The sequence below is a fragment of the Streptomyces sp. NPDC046860 genome, from assembly GCF_040645115.1.
In the GTDB taxonomy this organism is placed as follows: Bacteria; Actinomycetota; Actinomycetes; order Streptomycetales; family Streptomycetaceae; genus Streptomyces.
Genome location: NZ_JBEYXQ010000013.1, coordinates 132012 through 148833 on the forward strand (window position 1 = coordinate 132012; position 16822 = coordinate 148833).

The following is a 16822-nucleotide window of genomic DNA, read 5'->3' on the forward strand; positions in this document are numbered from 1 at the left end:
CGGTCTAGTACGACTTGGGCAGGCCGAGGGTCTGGTGGGAGACGTAGTTGAGGATCATCTCCCGGCTCACCGGGGCGATCCGGGCCACTCGCGCGCCGATGATCAGCGAGGCGAGCCCGAACTCGCGGGTCAGTCCGTTGCCGCCCAGGGTGTGCACGGCCTGGTCGACGGCCCTGACGCACGCCTCCCCCGCCGCGTACTTGGCCATGTTCGCCGCCTCGCCCGCGCCGATGTCGTCCCCGGCGTCGTAGAGGAGGGCCGCCTTCTGCATCATCAACTTGGCAAGTTCCAGGTCGATGTGGGCCTGGGCGAGGGGGTGCGCGATGGCCTGGTGGGCGCCGATCGGGGTCTTCCAGACGGTGCGCTGACGGGCGTACTCCAGCGCCTTGGCGACGGCGTAGCGGCCCATCCCGATGGCGAACGCGGCCGTCATGACGCGCTCCGGGTTCAGCCCGGCGAAGAGCTGGAGCAGCCCGGCGTCTTCGTCGCCGACCAGGGCGTCGGCGGGCAGCCGTACGTCGTCCAGGACGAGTTCCCACTGCTTCTCGGCGGCGGTCAGCTCCATGTCGATGGGGTTGCGGGAGAAGCCCTCGGCGTCGCGCGGGACGATGAACAGGCAGGGCTTGAGCTTGCCGGTACGGGCGTCCTCGGTGCGGCCGACGATCAGTACGGCGTCGGCGTGGTCGACCCCGGAGATGAAGACCTTGCGGCCGGTGAGCAGCCAGTCGTCGCCGTCCCGGCGGGCGGTGGTGGTGATGCGGTGCGAGTTGGAGCCGGCGTCGGGCTCGGTGATGCCGAAGGCCATCAGTTTGGTGCCGTCCGCGAGGCCGGGGAGCCAGGTGCGCTTCTGCTCCTCGGTGCCGAAACGGGCGATCACCGTGCCGCAGATGGCCGGGGAGACGACCAGCATCAGGAGGGGGGCTCCGGAGGCGCCCAGCTCCTCCAGGACGATGGAGAGTTCGGCTATGCCGCCGCCCCCACCGCCGTACTCCTCCGGGAGGTTGACTCCGAGGTAGCCCAACTTGGCTGCCTCCTGCCAGAGTTCGGTGGGGTAGCGGTTCTCCGCGATGACCTGGGTGATGTAGTCGCGGCCGTAGCGCTTGCCGAGGGCGGAGACTGCCTTGCGGAGGGCCTGGTGCTCTTCGGACTCGATGAGGGTGGGCATTTTTGTCTCCTTCGGGTGCGAGTGATCGGTGGTTGCTCGCGCAGTTCCCCGCGCTCCTCGGTTAATTGGAGTCGACGACCGCCAAAAGGGCGCCCATCTCAACCTGACGCCCCACGGCTGCCTGGAGCGCCGTCAAGGTGCCGTCCGCGGGGGCGGTGATGCGGTGCTCCATCTTCATCGCCTCCAGCCAGATCAGGGGCTGGCCCGCCTTCACCTCGGCGCCCTCGGTGAGCCCCTCCGCCAGGCGGACGACCGTGCCGGGCATGGGGGCCAGGAGGGAGCCGGGGGCGTGTTCGGTGGCGGGGTCGGGGAAGCGGGGCAGGGCGGTCAGGGCGGTGGCGTTCACATGGACCTGGTCGCCGTACCGGCAGATCTCGAACTTCCGCCGTACGCCGTCCACTTCGAGGACGACCAGGTGCGGGCTCGTGTGCACCACGCGCACGCCGTCCGCCGCGAGGCCGGTCCGGGTGTGCCGGTAGGCGGCCTCGCGCTCCTCCCCAGCCGTCTCGTACCGCTTCACCTGCGGGCCCGAGGGCAGGTTGCGCCAGCCGCCGAAGCGGGAGCGACCGTGGGCGTCGGCGAGGGCCGCGGCGAGCGGGGCGTACGGGTCGGGGGCGGGCTCGGTGAGGGTGGTCAGGTGGCGGTCGTAGAAACCGGTGTCCATGCGGGCTTCGGTGAACTCGGGGTGCCGCAGCGAGCGGACCAGCAGGTCGCGGTTGGTGACCGGGCCGTGCAGCGCGGCCCGCTCCAGGGCGCCGGCCAGCCTGCGGACCGCCTCGGTGCGGGTGGGGGCGTGCGCGACGACCTTGGCGAGCATCGGGTCGTAGTGCACGCCGATGGTGTCGCCGTCCGCGCAGCCGGTGTCCAGCCGTACGCCGTCCGGCACGGTGAAGCGGTGCAGGGTGCCGGTCTGCGGGGCCCAGCCGCGCGCCGGGTCCTCGGCGTACAGCCGCGCCTCCACGGCGTGCCCGCTCGGGGCGGGCCGCTCGGCGGGGAGGGCGTGCCCCTCGGCGACGCGGATCTGCTCGGCGACCAGGTCGATCCCGAACACCGCCTCAGTGACGGGGTGTTCCACCTGGAGCCGGGTGTTCATCTCCAGGAAGTGGGCGCGGCCGTCGGCCACCAGGAACTCGACCGTGCCCGCGCCCTCGTAGGACACGGCGCGGGTCGCCCGCTCGGCGAGCGCGTACAACTGCTCGGTGAGCGCGGGCGGCAGGCCGGGTGCCGGGGCCTCCTCGATGACCTTCTGGTGCCTGCGCTGGAGCGAGCAGTCGCGGGTGCCGAGCGTCCACACCGTGCCGTGCGTGTCCGCGAGGACCTGCACCTCGACATGGCGGCCGTTCTCCAGGTACGGCTCCACGAACACCTCGCCATCCCCGAAGGCGCTCGCCGCCTCCGCGCGGGCGTCCTCCAGCGCGCCGGGCAGCGCGGCGAGGTCGCGCACGACGCGCATGCCGCGTCCGCCGCCGCCCGCCGCCGCCTTGACCAGGACCGGCAGGTCGGCCGGGGTGACGTCGGCCGCGTCGAGCGGGGCGAGGCCCATCAGCTCCTTGGCGCGGGTCTTGGACGCCATCGCCTCGATCGCCTCCGGCGGCGGCCCGATCCAGACCAGCCCGGCGTCCCGTACCGCGCGGGCGAAGTCGGCGTTCTCGGAGAGGAAGCCGTAGCCGGGGTGCACGGCGTCCGCGCCGGCCGAGAGCGCGGCCTTCACGATCAGGTCGCCGCGCAGATACGTCTCGGCGGGCGCGGCACCCGGCAGTCGTACGGCTGTGTCGGCCACACGTGTGTGCAGCGCACCCTCATCCGCGTCGGAGTGTATGGCGACGGTACGTATGCCGAGGTCGGCGCAGGTGCGGAAGATCCGGCAGGCGATCTCGCCCCGGTTGGCGACGAGCAGGGTGGAAATCATGGGCCTCACATCCGGAAGACGCCGAAGCCGCCACGGGCGCCCTCGTAGGGAGCGGTGTGTATGGCGGACAGGCACATACCGAGGACGGTTCGGGTGTCGCGGGGGTCGATGACCCCGTCGTCGTAGAGCCGTCCGGACAGGAACATGGGCAGTGACTCCGACTCGATCTGCCCCTCGACCATGGCGCGCAGGGCGGCGTCCGCCTCGTCGTCGTACGGCTGCCCCTTGGCCAGCGCCGACTGGCGGGCCACGATGGAGAGCACCCCGGCGAGCTGCTGCGGGCCCATGACGGCCGACTTGGCGCTCGGCCAGGCGAAGAGGAAGCGGGGGTCGTAGGCGCGGCCGCACATGCCGTAGTGGCCGGCGCCGTAGGACGCGCCCATGAGGACGGACAGGTGCGGCACGGTCGAGTTGGAGACCGCGTTGATCATCATCGAGCCGTGCTTGACGATGCCGCCCTGCTCGTAGTCCCTGCCGACCATGTAGCCGGTGGTGTTGTGCAGGAACAGCAGCGGGATGTCGCGCTGGTTGGCGAGCTGGATGAACTGGGCGGCCTTCTGCGACTCCTCGCTGAACAGCACCCCGCGCGCGTTGGCGAGGATGCCGACCGGGTAGCCGTGCAGCGCGGCCCAGCCGGTGACCAGGCTCGTGCCGTACAGCGGCTTGAACTCGTCGAAGTCGGAGGCGTCGACCAGGCGGGCGATCACCTCGCGCGGGTCGAAGGGGGTGCGCAGATCGCCCGGGACGATGCCGAGGAGTTCCTCCGGATCGTGCTTGGGCGGCTCGGCGAAGCCCGGATCGGCGTACGCCTTGCGGTGGTTGAGCCGTGCGACCACCCTGCGTGCCTGCCGGATCGCGTCCCGCTCGTCCACCGCGAAGTGGTCGGCGAGGCCGGAGGTGCGGGCGTGCATCTCGGCCCCGCCCAGCGACTCGTCGTCGCTCTCCTCACCGGTCGCCATCTTCACCAGCGGCGGACCGCCGAGGAACACCTTCGCGCGCTCCTTGACCATGATCACGTGGTCGGACATGCCGGGGATGTACGCGCCCCCGGCCGTGGAGTTGCCGAACACGACGGCGACGGTGGGGATGCCCGCGGCGGACAGCCGGGTCAGGTCCCGGAAGATGGCCCCGCCGGGGATGAAGATCTCCTTCTGCGAGGGGAGATCGGCCCCGCCGGACTCGACCAGACTGATGACGGGCAGCCGGTTGGCGCGGGCGATCTCGTTGGCCCGCAGCGCCTTCTTCAGGCTCCACGGGTTGCTCGCGCCGCCGCGCACGGTCGCGTCGTTCGCGGTGATCAGGCACTCGGTGCCCTCGACCACCCCGATGCCGGTGACCAGGGACGCGCCGACGGTGTACTCGCTGCCCCAGGCGGCGAGGGGGGACAGCTCCAGGAAGGGCGTGTCGGGGTCGACCAGCAGCTCGATCCGCTCGCGGGCGAGCAGCTTGCCCCGCTTGCGGTGCCGGGCCACGTATTTCTCACCGCCGCCGGCGAGCGCCTTGGCGTGCTCCGTCTCCAGGTCGGCGAGCTTGGCGAGCATTGCCTCGCGGTTGGCCTGGTGGTCGGGGGCGGTGGGGTCGAGGGCGGTGGGCAGGAGGGTCATGGGGTGGCTCCGGGGTGGGGTGCGGGAGTGCCTCCGGCATGGGGTGCGGGGGTGCCTCCGGCATGGGGTGCGAGGGTGCCTCCGGCATGGGGTGCGAGGGTGCCTCCGGCATGGGGTGCGAGGGTGCCTCCGGCATGGGGTGCGGGGGTGCCGGAGGGCCTCGGTGTCCGGGGGGTCACAGCAGCTCCTCCGGGATGTCCAGGTGCCGGGAGCGGAGCCACTCGCCGAGGGCCTTGGCCTGGGGGTCGAAGCGGTGCTGGGCGGCCACTCCGGCGCCGAGGATGCCGGTGACGACGAAGTTCAGGGCGCGCAGGCGGGGCAGGACGTGCCGGGTGACCGGGAGGTCGCGGGCCTCCGGAATCAGCTCCCGGAACCGCTCGACGGTCAGCTCGTGGGCGAGCCAGCGCCAGGCGTCGGCGGAACGGGCCCAGACGCCGACGTTGGCGTCCCCGCCCTTGTCCCCGCTGCGGGCCCCGGCCACCTGGCCGAGGGGGGCGCGGCGGGTGCGGCTCACAGGGAGCGGCTCGGGCAGCTCGGGTTCGGGCACCTCGCCGAGCGGGAGCGTCTCCTGCGGTGCGGCCACATCGATACGGCGGCCGTCGTGGAGGACGGCCACATGGTCGACGGCACCATGGGGTACGGCCACATGGTCGAACACCCCATAGGGCGAGCCCTTCCCCGGGGGCGCCAGCACATGGAAGCCGGGGTAACTGGCGAGCGCCAGCTCGATCGCGGCCCCGCTCAGCCCCCGCCCGACCACCTCGGGATCGGTGTCCCGCACGACCAGCCGGAGCAGCGCGCTGGCCGTCTCCTCCGTGTCCGCGTCGGCCCGGTCGGTACGGGCCAGCTCCCACCGCACCTCGTCCGGCGCGGCCTTGGCCAGCGCGGCGTCCATCTGGTCCCGCACCAGCTCCGCCTTGACCTCGATGTCGAGACCAGTGAGGACGAAGGCGACCTCGTTGCGGAAGCCGCCGAGCCGGTTGAGGCCGACCTTGAGCGTGGGCGGCGGGGCCTCCCCGCGCACCCCGTCGATCCGCACCCGGTCCGGCCCGTCCTGGCTCAGCCGTACGGTGTCCAGCCGGGCGGTGACGTCGGGCCCGGCGTACCGGGCGCCGCCCGTCTCGTAGAGCAGCTGGGCGGTGACCGTGCCGGTGTCGACGAAGCCGCCGGTGCCGGGGTGCTTGGTGACGACGCTGCTGCCGTCGGCGTGGATCTCGGCGAGCGGGAAGCCGGGACGGCGGACGTCACCGTCCTGGAAGAAGGCGTAGTTGCCGCCCGTGACCTGCGTCCCGCACTCCAGCAGATGCCCGGCGACAACGGCCCCGGCCAGCTGGTCGAGGTCCCCGGGACCCCACCCGAAGTGGGCGGCGGCGGGCCCGGTGACGAGCGCGGCGTCGGTCACCCGGCCGGTGATCACCACGTCGGCCCCGGCCCGCAGACACTCCGCGATCCCGAAGCCGCCGAGGTAGGCATGGGCGGCGAGGGTGCCGGGGTGGGCGGCGGTGAGGTCGTCCCCCTCGACGTGCGCGACCCGTACGGGTATCCCGAGCCGCTCCGCCAACTCGCTTACTCTGGCCGCGAGTCCGGCCGGGTTGAGCCCGCCCGCGTTGGTGACGATCCGCACCCCGCGCTCGTGGGCGAGCCCGAGGCAGTCCTCCAGCTGGCGCGCGAAGGTGCGGGCGTACCCGGCACCGGGGTCCTTCAGCCGGTCGCGGCCGAGGATGAGCATGGTCAGCTCGGCGAGATAGTCCCCGGTGAGGACGTCGACCTCGCCGCCGGTGAGCATCTCGCGCAGGGCGCTCGCCCGGTCGCCGTAGAAGCCGGAGAAGTTGCCGACGCGCAGCGGGGTCACCGCGGTGGCTCCCCGGGCGCGTCCTGACGTTGTTCGCGCCCGGCGCCGGGCGGGCCCGCGAACGCCTGGGCGATGTCGAGCCAGCGGTCGGCGTCGGCGCCCTCGGCGGTCAGGACGAGGTCGGCGCGATGGGCGCGCTGGGTGACGAGCAGGCAGAGATCGACCGCCGGGCCGGTGACCCGTTGCCGGGCGTTCTCTGGGCCGTAGGTCCACCACTCGCCCGAGGGCGCCCGGACCTCGACGCGGAACTCCTCCTGCGGCGCGGGCAGTCCGCGCACCCCGAAGGCGAAGTCCCTGGCGCGCACCCCGATGCGGACCACGTGCCTGAGCCGGTCGGTGGGTACGCGCACCACACCCAGGGCATCCGCGACGTCCTGGCCATGGGCCCAGGTCTCCATGAGCCGGCCGGTGGCCATGGATGCGGCCGACATGGGTGGCCCGAACCAGGGGAACCGTGTGTGCCGGGCGGCCGCCTCCCGCAGGGCGCGGTCGAGCGCCTGCCGCCCGTCCCGCCACCGGGTGAGCAGTTCGGCGGGGCCGAGCCGGGCGCCTTCGTCGGCGCCGTCGTCCACGAAGGACTCGGGCGAGGTGAGCGCCTGTCCGGCGTACTCCCGGAAGGCTTCCTGGTCGCTCATGGCGAGCAGGGCGGCGCGGTCGGTCCAGTGCAGGTGGGCGATCTGGTGGGCGATGCTCCAGCGGGGAGCGGGCGTCGCGCGTGCCCACTCCTTCTCGGTCAACTCGGCCACGAGCAGGTCGAGTTCCCGGCTTTCCTCACGCAGGTCGTCGAAGACGGGCGTCGGATCGGACATGGGCAGGAGCATCGCAGCGGGGGCAGAAACAATCAAGCGTGCTTGCATTATTCGGGGCGGGAAAATCGCTGCCGCCCGCTCGCCCCCTCCGGCTAGGTTCGCCGGATGCGCGTATTCACGGAGCCCGCCACGCTGCGACGACTGGTACGGGAGGGGCTGGGGCCGGGGTGCCGGGTCACCGGCGTGGAACGGCTGCGAGGCGGCTCGAAGAAGGGGGTCTACCGGCTCGCCCTGACCGGCACGGCCGCCCCTCCGACCGTGATCGCCTACAGCTGGGCCCCGCAGGAGAGCTTCTGGCCCGCCGCGCCGACGGACCACGCCTCCGGCCTGGCCCCGTTCCTGGCCGCGCATCACGCCTTGGACGCGGCCGGCGTCCGCACCCCACGCCTCCTGCACGCCTCGGCCCGCGACGACCTGGCCCTGGTGGAGGACGTACCGGGCGACACCCTGGAGACGGCGTTCACCTCCGACCCGCCCCGGGCGGCCACGGCGCTCGCGGAGTTGTCCGCGGCCCTGGACCGCATGGCCGCCCACACCTCCCCGCACCCCGACGGCACCCCGTCGGGGACCAGCGAAGGGCTCACCCTGACCCGGGCCCTACGGGACCTGGCCGAGGCGGCCACCCGGGTCCCCCGGATCGCGGCGGCCCGCGCGGCCCTGACCGACCGCCTCCACGCACTGCACGCGGCGGTCACCCCTCGCCCGGTGTACTCCCTGGTCCACGGCGAACTGGGCCCCGACCACGTCCTCCTCACCGCCGACGGCCACCCCGCCCTGATCGACATCGAGGGCCTCACCCACTTCGACCCCGAACACGAACACGCCTTCCTGCGCCTCCGCTTCGGCCCCCACTACGCGCCCCTGGCCCGCCCCTCCCTGGACCCCGCCCGCCTGACCCTCCACACCCTCGCCCTCCACCTCTCCCTGGTGACAGGCCCCCTCCGCCTCCTGGACGGCGACTTCCCCCACCGCGAGGCCATGCGGGGCATCGCGGAACACAACACAGGGGAGGCGCTGCGGATGGCGGGGACGCGGCGGTGAGCGCGGCTCACGCCTCCGGCGCCGGAGGCGGTACTCGGCGGGTCTGGGTGCGGACCGCGCCGATGCTGGCGGCGATGACCAGGGCGATGGCGGCCGCTTCGGTGAGGGAGAGGGACTGGTGGAGGATGAAGAAGCCCGCGGTGGCCGCGACGGCCGGTTCCAGGCTCATCAGGATGGCGAAGGTGGGGGCGGGGAGGCGGCGCAGGGCCAGGAGTTCGAGGGTGTAGGGCAGGACCGAGGAGAGCAGGGCGACCGCGGAGCCCAGGGCGATGGTCGTGGGGTCCAGCAGGCGGGCGCCGGCGTCGACGACGCCCAGGGGGAAGAAGACCAGCGCGGCCACGCCCATGGCGAGGGCCAGCCCGTCCGCCTGGGGGAAGCGGCGTCCCGTACGGGCGCTGAAGATGATGTACGCCGCCCACGCGACGCCCGCCGACAGGGCGAAGCCGACTCCCAGCGGGTCGAGGTCGCCGAAGCCTCCGCCGCCGAGCAGGAAGACGCCCGCGAGGGCGAGGGCCGCCCACACGGCGTTGACCGCGCGGCGGGAGGCGAGGACGGAGAGGGCGAGCGGGCCGAGGACTTCGAGGGTGACCGCGAGACCGAGCGGGATACGGGCGACCGACTGGTAGAACAGGCCGTTCATCGCGGCCATGGTGATGCCGAAGACGACCACCGTGCCCCAGTCGGCGCGGGAGTGCCCGCGCAGCCGGGGGCGGCAGACGACCAGCAGCACCACGGCCGCCGCGAGCAGCCGCAGCGTCACCACGCCGAGCGCGCCCGCCCGGGGCATCAGCGTCACCGCGAGCGCGCCGCCGAACTGGACCGAGATCCCGCCCGCCAGCACCAGACCGACCGGTCCGAGTGAGCCGAACCGGCCGGAGGAGTCCGCGGCGGCGGGAGTCGTGGTCGGGGTGGAGGTGCGGACGGTGGTCACGGGCTGTCCTGAGGGGCCGGCGGGAGGGGGCTACCTGCTCATCGGTCGCGGGGCGCGAGCCTCGCGTACATCCCGATGTACTTCCTGGTCCACGGTAATGGACCTCCGTCAGGTGTGTGAACCCCTTATGCCACTGTACGCAGACCTCAGCGGCGGGCCATGTAGAGGTCGAACGCCTTGTGCAGCATCTTGTTCAGCGGGAAGTCCCACTCCCCCACGTACTCCACCGCCTCACCGCCCGCGCCGACCTTGAAGCGGAGCAGGCCCAGCAGGTGGTTGGACTCCTCCAGGGTGTCGGTGATGCCCCGGAAGTCGTAGACGTGCGCGCCCAGCTCGTGGGCGTCGGTCATCATCCGCCACTGCATCGCGTTGTTGGGCTGCACCTCGCGCCTGCGGGCCGTGGAGGCGCCGTAGGAGTACCAGACGTGGCCGCCCACGATCAGCATCGTCGCCGCCGCCAGCACCTCCCCGTCGTGGTGCGCGAGGTAGAGCCGCATCCGGTCGGGGTCCTCGGCGGTCAGCGCGGTCCACATCCGCTGGAAGTAGGCGAGCGGGCGCGGGATGAAGCGGTCGCGCTCGGCGGTCTCGGTGTACAGCTCGTAGAACGCGGGCAGGTCCTCGGCCCCGCCGCGCACCACCTTCACGCCCGCCTTCCCGGCCTTCTTGATGTTGCGCCGCCACTGCTGGTTGAGCCCGCCCTGGATCTCCTCCAGCGACCGCCCGGCGAAGGGCACCTGGCACACGTACCGCGGCTGGCCCGCCGCGAAGCCCTCCTCCGCGTCCGCCTCGCTCTGCCGCCAGCCCATGCTCCGCAGCCGGTCGGCGAGGGCCCGGGCGCGCGGGTCCTGCCAGGTCGGCTCCGCGTCGCGCAGCCGGTGCGCGGCCGGGTCGGCGATGGCGGCCTTGACCGCCTCCGGGCTCCAGCGGCGGGCGGGCACCGGCGGGCCCATCTTCACGGAGAACGCGCCGCGCTCCTTGAGATGGGCCAGCAACGGGTCGAGCCAGCGCTCCAGGGCGTCGTCGTGCCAGTCGATGACCGGGCCCTCCGGAAGGTAGGCCAGGTACCGCTTCACCTTGGGCAGCGGCCGCAGCAGCACCAGGCCCGCGCCCACGAGCCGTCCGTCCTCCTCGAACCACCCGAGGCTCTCCGCGCGCCAGTCGGGCTTCACCTCGCCCCAGGACGGCACCTGCATATGGCTGACCGAGGGCCGCGAGCTCACGAAGGCCAGGTGCTCGTCCCGGCTGAGGGGGCGCAGGGTGAGGGTCATGCGGAGGACTCCTTCGCGCTGTCAGGTCCGGTCACCCTATGGCCCCCGCACCCTCCGTCCCCGGGTCCGGACACGCCGCCGGCCGGTGTGCCGGAGGGGCGCTCAAGGCAGGGCGTGGCCGGCGTGGGGGCGGTGACCCGTTGCGGTGACGGCCCGTTCAGCCCGGCTCCTCCCCGTCCAGCCCCTCGGCCAGCACCTCCGCGAGATGCCGGGCCCTGATCCCGGCCAGTTGCTCCAACTGGGTGCGGCAGGAGTAGCCGTCCGCCAGGACCGCCGTGCCGTCGGGCGCGGCGCGGACGGCGGGGAGGAGCTGGTGCTCCGCGCAGGTGCGGGAGATCTCGAAGTGACCCTCCTCGAAGCCGAAGTTGCCCGCCAGCCCGCAGCAGCCTCCGCTCAGCTCGCCGCTCAGGCCCGCCGACCGGCGCAGCTCCCGGTCGGCCGCGTCGCCCAGTACCGCGTGCTGGTGGCAGTGGGTCTGGCCGGCCACCGGACGGTCGAGGACCGGCGGGGTCCAGTGGGGGGCGTACTGCCGCAGGGTCTCGGCGAAGGTGCGTACGGCGGCGGCCAGCCGGGCCGCGCGCGGGTCGTCGGGCAGCAGTTCGGGGAGGTCGGAGCGGAGGGCCGCCGCACAGCTCGGTTCCAGGACGACGACCGGGACCCCCGCCTCCAGCACCGGTTCCATCAGGTCCAGCGTGCGGCGCAGGACCGACCGGGCGCGGTCGAGGCGGCCGGTGGAGATGTAGGTGAGGCCGCAGCAGACCTGGGCGCGGCGGGCCCCGAGCAGGGCGGTCGGCGCCCGGGAGACGCCGTCCCCCACCGGGCGCCCGCCGGGCAGCAGGGTCGGCGGCAGGACCACCCGGAGCCCGGCCGCCTCCAGTACCCGGACGGCGGCCCGCCCGACGGCGGGCGACAGATGCTCGGTGAAGGTGTCCGGCCACAGCACGACCGACCGCCCCGATCCCCCGCCCTCCGGCGCGGGCGGCCTGGCCCGCCACCACCGGGTGAACGTCCGCGACGCGAGCCGGGGGATCTCCCGCTCCCCCGCGATCCCGCTCACCCGCTTGCCGAGCCGGGCGGCCGGCCCCACCGAGGCAAGCGCGTTGAGCAGGCGGGCCGTGCGGGTGCGGGCCACCCAGCGCAGCCACACCGGCAGCGAACCCAGGCTGTAGTGGGCGGCGGGGCGCACCCGCCCGGTGTAGTGGTGGTGCAGGAACTCGGCCTTGTAGGTGGCCATGTCGACGCCGACCGGGCAGTCCGAGCGGCAGCCCTTGCAGGACAGGCACAGGTCGAGGGCGTCGCGGACCTCGGCCGAGCGCCAGCCGTCGGTGATGACCTCGCCCGCGAGCATCTCGTGCAGCAGCCGCGCCCGGCCCCGGGTGGAGTGCTCCTCCTCGCCGGTGGCGTGGAAGGACGGGCACATCACCCCGGACCCGGCCGCCGGCCCGGTGCGGCACTTGGCGACGCCGACGCAGCGGCGGACGGCCGCGCGGAAGTCGCCGTCGTCGTGCGGGTAGCCGAAGGCGACGTCCACCGGGCGGCGGGGCAGCACCGCGAAGCGGAGGTTGTCGTCCAGGCGGGCCGGGCGGACCAGCATGCCGGGGTTGAGCAGGTCGTCGGGGTCCCAGAGCGCCTTGGCCCGCTCGAACAGCGCCACCATGCCGGTGCCGTACATGCGCGGCAGCAGCTCCGCGCGGGCCTGTCCGTCGCCGTGCTCCCCGGACAGCGAGCCGCCGTGGGAGACCACCAGGTCGGCCTGGTCCTCGGAGAAGCGGCGGAACCGGGCCACCCCCTCCCCGGTGAGCAGGTCGAAGTCGATCCGGACGTGGACGCAGCCCTCGCCGAAGTGGCCGTACGGCGCGCCGCGCAGGCCGTGGGCGGCGAGCAGGGCGCGGAAGTCCCGCAGATAGGCGCCGAGCCGGGCGGGCGGCACCGCGCAGTCCTCCCAGCCGGGCCACGCCTCCGTGCCGTCCGGCATCCGGGTGGCCGTACCGCTCGCGTCCTCGCGCAGCCGCCACAGGCCGCGCCGGACGGCGGGGTCGGTCACCACCAGCGCGTCCACCGCGTCCGCCGCGCGCACCACCGCCTCCGCGCGGGCCCGCGCCTCCCTCGCCGAGGCGCCGCCCGTCTCCACGAACAGCCAGGCTCCGCCCTCCGGCAGTCCCACGGGCGCCCGGATCAGGTCGGCCGCCATGCCCTCCACGGTCAGCGGGCCGTGCGGCAGCAGAGCGGAGGCGGCGTCGGCGGCGTCGGTCTCGTCGGCGTACCCCAGCACGGCCAGGGCGAGGGCGGCCGGGGCCTCGACCAGGTCCACCACCGCCTCCGTGAGCACGCCGAGGGTGCCCTCGGAGCCGCAGAAGGAGCGGGCCACGTCGGCGCCGTTCTCGGGCAGCAGGGCGTCCAGGGCGTACCCGGAGATCCGGCGGGGCAGCTCCGGGAAGCCGGTGCGCAGCGGGGCCAGCTCCGCCTCCACCAGCGTCCGCAGGCCGTCCGGCGCGCCGGACCAGTCCCGGCCGAGGCGCAGCCGTTCGCCGCGCGCGGTGAGCACGGACAGCTCGCGCACGCTGGCGGCGGTGGTGCCCCAGGCCACCGAGTGGGCGCCGCAGGAGTTGTTGCCGATCATGCCGCCGAGGGTGCAGCGGCCGTGCGTGGACGGGTCGGGGCCGAAGCGGAGTCCGTGCGGGGCGGCCGCTTCCTGGAGCCGGTCCAGGACCAGCCCCGGCCGCACCCGTGCCGTGCGCGCGGCCGGGTCCAGCTCCAGCAGGCCGTTCATGTGCCGGGTGAAGTCCAGCACCACGCCCGTGCCGGTCGCCTGCCCGGCGATGGACGTGCCCCCGCCGCGCGCGACCACCGGCGCCCCGCGCGCCCGGCACACCTCGAGCGCGGCCGCCACGTCCTCGGCGTCGCGGGGCGCCACCACGCCCAGCGGGACCCGCCGGTAGTTGGACGCGTCCATGGTCATCAGCGCCCGTGCGGTCGCGTCGAAGCGGACCTCGCCCCGCACGGCCCGCCGCAGCGCGCTCTCCAGCCCCGCGTCCACACCCGTCGCCCTGTCCGCCATGTCCGTCCCCCGTCCCTCCGGCCCCGTCGGCCGGTCATGGCTCCAGCATGCATCCGATCACGCAAAGTCATCAGAAGTTGTCCACAGGCACACCCCGCTCCTCGGATCGTCGTACGACCGCACAAGTCCACGACCCGGAAGAGTCGTCTCATCCGACGGACACGGCTTCGTCCGGTTTCGCGCACCCGATACGCTCCGACCCGTGGCCGACATCGAGATCCCCGCTGACATCAAGCCCGCCGACGGACGCTTCGGCGCGGGCCCCTCCAAGGTGCGGACTGAGGCGCTGGCGGCGCTCGCCGCGACCGGCACCTCCCTGCTGGGCACCTCCCACCGGCAGGCCCCGGTCAAGAACCTGGTGGGCCGGGTCCGCGAAGGCATCAGCTCCCTGTTCTCCCTCCCGGACGGTTACGAGGTCGTCCTCGGCAACGGCGGCTCCACCGCGTTCTGGGACATCGCGACCCACGGGCTGATCGAGAACAAGTCGCAGCACCTCAACTTCGGCGAGTTCTCCTCCAAGTTCGCCAAGGCCGCGAAGCTCGCGCCGTGGCTGGCCGAGCCGACCGTGATCGTCTCCGACCCAGGCACCCACCCCGAGGCGAGCGCCGAGGCGGGCGTGGACGTGTACGCCTTCACGCACAACGAGACCTCCACCGGTGTCGCCATGCCGATCAGGCGCGTGGCCGGCGCCGACGAGGGTTCCCTCGTCCTGGTGGACGCCACCTCCGGCGCGGGCGGCCTGCCGGTCGACATCGCCGAGACGGACGTCTACTACTTCGCCCCGCAGAAGTCCTTCGCCTCCGACGGCGGGCTGTGGATCGGCGTGTTCTCCCCGGCCGCCATCGAGCGCGCCGAGCGCGTCCACGCCTCCGGCCGGCACGTCCCGGAGTTCTTCAGCCTGCCCACGGCGATCGACAACTCCCGCAAGAACCAGACGTACAACACCCCGGCGCTCTCCACGCTCTTCCTGCTCAACGAGCAGCTCGAGTGGCTGAACGGCCAGGGCGGCCTCGACTTCGCCACCGGCCGCACCAAGGACTCCTCGACCCGGCTGTACACCTGGGCGGAGGAGTCGAAGCACGCGACGCCGTTCGTCACCGACCCGGCCAAGCGGTCGCAGGTCATCGGCACGATCGACTTCGCCGACGAGATCGACGCGGCCGCGGTCGCCAAGGTGCTGCGCGCCAACGGCGTCGTGGACACCGAGCCGTACCGCAAGCTCGGGCGCAACCAGCTCCGCGTCGCCATGTTCCCGGCGATCGACCCGGCGGACGTCGAGGCGCTGACCAAGTGCGTCGACTACGTCATCGAGCGGATCTGAAACCCGCTCATCCGCTGCTGAAGGGGCGCCCGGTGGTGAACCGCGCGCCCTTTCGCGTGCCCCGCGCCTATCCCTTGCGCCGCATCCGCCGCATGCCGAACACGGCGGCGGCACCGAGCGCGAGGAGGACGGCCCCGACCTTCAGGCCGCTCTCCTCGCCCTTCTCCCCGGAAGCGGAACTGCTTCCGGCCGACGGCGACTTGGAGGCGGACGCGCCGCCCTCGGGCGCGTCCAGCGCCCGCACCTGGCTCTGCGCGCCCTCGCTGCCGTACATCAGCCTGGTGCCGTCGGCGGAGTAGCTGACGGACTCGCCCTGCCCCTGGAGGGGCACGTCCAGCCGGCCCAGCTTCCTGATCCGGCCGCCGTCGAAGTCGTAGGAGATGCCGCCGAAGTAGCCGCGTACGGCGAGCTGCCGGCCGTTGGGCGAGAAGGCGGCGTCGGTGGCCCACAGGTCGACGGGGGCGACCGGGCGGAAGATGTTCGCGCCGGACGACGTCAGCTCGGCGGGGCCCTCGTACAGGTGCCCGCCGTCCTCGTTCTTGTCGATGATGTAGACGCGGCCGGTCTTGGGGTGGACGGCCAGCGACTCGGCGTCGCGCGGGCCGTCGGAGTACTTCACGACGTACTGCGTGGCCGTGACCGTCTGGTCCTTCAGCGTCTTCGGCTCGGGCAGGCGGTAGATCCACACGTAGGGCCAGCGACCGTGGAAGTTGTCGCCGATGTCGCCGACGTAGATCTGGTTGTCCGGCCCGACGGAGATCGCCTCCACGTCGCGCGGGGAGCCGATGCCGCGCAGGGTGACCGTGGCGACGGTGTTCCCGGTGCGGCTGTCGACGGCGTAGAGGTACGGTCCGTCGTCGCTGTCGTTGTGCGTCCAGTAGACGCCGGGATGCAGGTGGGAGGCGGCCAGGCCGCTGGACTCGGTGATCCTGGGGTCCTCGACGGTGAACCCCTGGTCCCCGTCCGCGGCGTGGGCGGGCAGGGCACAGGCACCCGCGAGCAGGGCCCCGGCAAGCAGGGCGAACGGTCGGCGCATGGTCCAAGACTGCCACCAGGGGCGGCGGTTCGGCGGAGGTGGTGGGCCTCACAGCGGCCCCGGATGCCGGTCGCCGCCGCGATCCGCCATCATGAGCGGATGCTCAGGTTCATGCCCGTAGGTGACTCCATGACGATCGGGAGCGCGGGCGAACACACGTGGCGCTACCGGATGTGGCAGCACCTGCGCGGCACATACGGCGGCCCGTTCCAGATCGTCGGCCCGCGCGAGACGCTGTACGACCAGGCCACCGGGGAACCCGGCTCCTACGAGTACGCCGACCCCGACTTCCCGCGCGCCCACCTGGCCGGCTGGGGCGAGGGCTGGCAGCACATGGCCCCGCTGATCGGGGAGGCGGTGCGGGCGCACCGCGCCGACGTGCTGCTCGTCTCCCTCGGCCTGATCGACCTCGGCTTCTACACCAACGCCGAGCAGACGACGGACAACGTGCGGGCGTTCGTCGCGGCGGCCCGCGAGGCGCGTCCCCGGGTCCGCATGGTGCTGCTGCCGGTCATCCCGAACATCCGCGCCCAGGAGGACGCCGCCTTCGCCGACCAGGTCGGCCTCTTCAACACCCTCCTCGCCAAGACCGCCGCCGACCTGGACGAACCCCGCTCGCCGCTGCTGCTGGCCTCGACGCCCGAGGGGTGGGACATCCACACGGACACCTATGACGGCACGCATCCCAACGCGAGCGGGGAGCACCGGATCGCGGGGGCGTTCGCGGGGGCGATGTACGAGGCGTGGGGGTTGGGCGAGCCGTACCCGGGCTGACCGGGCCGTCCCCACCGCTTGCCTGGAGCGCACTCCAGGACGTTGGCTTGGTGG

Annotated in this window: 12 protein-coding genes; 3 read left to right on the forward strand and 9 right to left on the reverse strand. The window is 73.4% G+C overall.

Features of this window, described 5'->3' with window-relative positions; all coding sequences use genetic code 11:
• Positions 1 to 4: 4 nt before the first annotated feature.
• The 5 genes from ABZ898_RS20280 to ABZ898_RS20300 form a co-directional block, all read right to left on the reverse strand.
• Positions 5 to 1165 carry an acyl-CoA dehydrogenase family protein gene (locus ABZ898_RS20280; RefSeq protein ID WP_361660423.1) on the reverse strand — a complete coding sequence of 387 codons (1161 nt, stop codon included), beginning with the start codon at positions 1163 to 1165 and terminating at the stop codon, positions 5 to 7.
• 61 nt (positions 1166 to 1226) lie between these two features.
• Entirely contained in the window at positions 1227 to 3074 is a 1848-nt protein-coding gene (locus ABZ898_RS20285) for a biotin carboxylase N-terminal domain-containing protein (protein ID WP_361660426.1), read from the reverse strand.
• A gap of 5 nt (positions 3075 to 3079) precedes the next feature.
• Positions 3080 to 4678: a carboxyl transferase domain-containing protein gene (locus tag ABZ898_RS20290; RefSeq protein WP_361660429.1), complete on the reverse strand. Its 1599-nt coding sequence runs from the start codon at positions 4676 to 4678 to the stop codon at positions 3080 to 3082.
• Between the two features lie 175 nt (positions 4679 to 4853).
• A complete protein-coding gene (locus ABZ898_RS20295; RefSeq protein ID WP_361660432.1) occupies positions 4854 to 6530 on the reverse strand; it encodes an acyclic terpene utilization AtuA family protein in 1677 nt (558 codons plus the stop codon).
• Positions 6527 to 7339 (reverse strand): TIGR03084 family metal-binding protein, encoded by an 813-nt coding sequence (locus ABZ898_RS20300; RefSeq protein WP_361660435.1) that lies wholly within the window; start codon positions 7337 to 7339, stop codon positions 6527 to 6529. Before ABZ898_RS20300 ends, ABZ898_RS20295 begins: the two co-directional genes overlap by 4 nt.
• 105 nt (positions 7340 to 7444) lie before the next feature.
• Here ABZ898_RS20300 and ABZ898_RS20305 point away from each other — a divergent pair, with 105 nt between their 5' ends.
• Positions 7445 to 8380: a phosphotransferase gene (locus tag ABZ898_RS20305; protein ID WP_361660438.1), complete on the forward strand. Its 936-nt coding sequence runs from the start codon at positions 7445 to 7447 to the stop codon at positions 8378 to 8380.
• A gap of 7 nt (positions 8381 to 8387) precedes the next feature.
• On the opposite strand, the gene ABZ898_RS20310 is transcribed toward ABZ898_RS20305, so the two are convergent.
• The 3 genes from ABZ898_RS20310 to ABZ898_RS20320 all read right to left on the reverse strand — a co-directional run bounded on the left by ABZ898_RS20310 (position 8388) and on the right by ABZ898_RS20320 (position 13637).
• Positions 8388 to 9311: an EamA family transporter gene (locus tag ABZ898_RS20310; protein WP_361660441.1), complete on the reverse strand. Its 924-nt coding sequence runs from the start codon at positions 9309 to 9311 to the stop codon at positions 8388 to 8390.
• 146 nt (positions 9312 to 9457) lie between these two features.
• Positions 9458 to 10579 carry a peptidoglycan bridge formation glycyltransferase FemA/FemB family protein gene (locus ABZ898_RS20315; protein WP_361660444.1) on the reverse strand — a complete coding sequence of 374 codons (1122 nt, stop codon included), beginning with the start codon at positions 10577 to 10579 and terminating at the stop codon, positions 9458 to 9460.
• 157 nt (positions 10580 to 10736) lie between these two features.
• Positions 10737 to 13637, reverse strand: a complete 2901-nt coding sequence (locus tag ABZ898_RS20320; RefSeq protein WP_361660447.1) for an FAD-linked oxidase C-terminal domain-containing protein — start codon at positions 13635 to 13637, stop codon at positions 10737 to 10739.
• A 202-nt stretch (positions 13638 to 13839) separates the two neighbouring features.
• Here ABZ898_RS20320 and serC point away from each other — a divergent pair, with 202 nt between their 5' ends.
• Positions 13840 to 14958 carry a phosphoserine transaminase gene (gene serC / locus ABZ898_RS20325; RefSeq protein WP_361660450.1) on the forward strand — a complete coding sequence of 373 codons (1119 nt, stop codon included), beginning with the start codon at positions 13840 to 13842 and terminating at the stop codon, positions 14956 to 14958.
• Between the two features lie 67 nt (positions 14959 to 15025).
• On the opposite strand, the gene ABZ898_RS20330 is transcribed toward serC, so the two are convergent.
• Complete coding sequence (locus ABZ898_RS20330; RefSeq protein ID WP_361660453.1) at positions 15026 to 15994, reverse strand: WD40 repeat domain-containing protein; 969 nt, start codon at positions 15992 to 15994, stop codon at positions 15026 to 15028.
• Between the two features lie 99 nt (positions 15995 to 16093).
• Between ABZ898_RS20330 and ABZ898_RS20335 the strand changes: the two genes are divergently transcribed.
• A complete protein-coding gene (locus ABZ898_RS20335) occupies positions 16094 to 16768 on the forward strand; it encodes a GDSL-type esterase/lipase family protein (RefSeq protein WP_361660456.1) in 675 nt (224 codons plus the stop codon).
• The last annotated feature ends 54 nt before the right edge of the window (positions 16769 to 16822 follow it).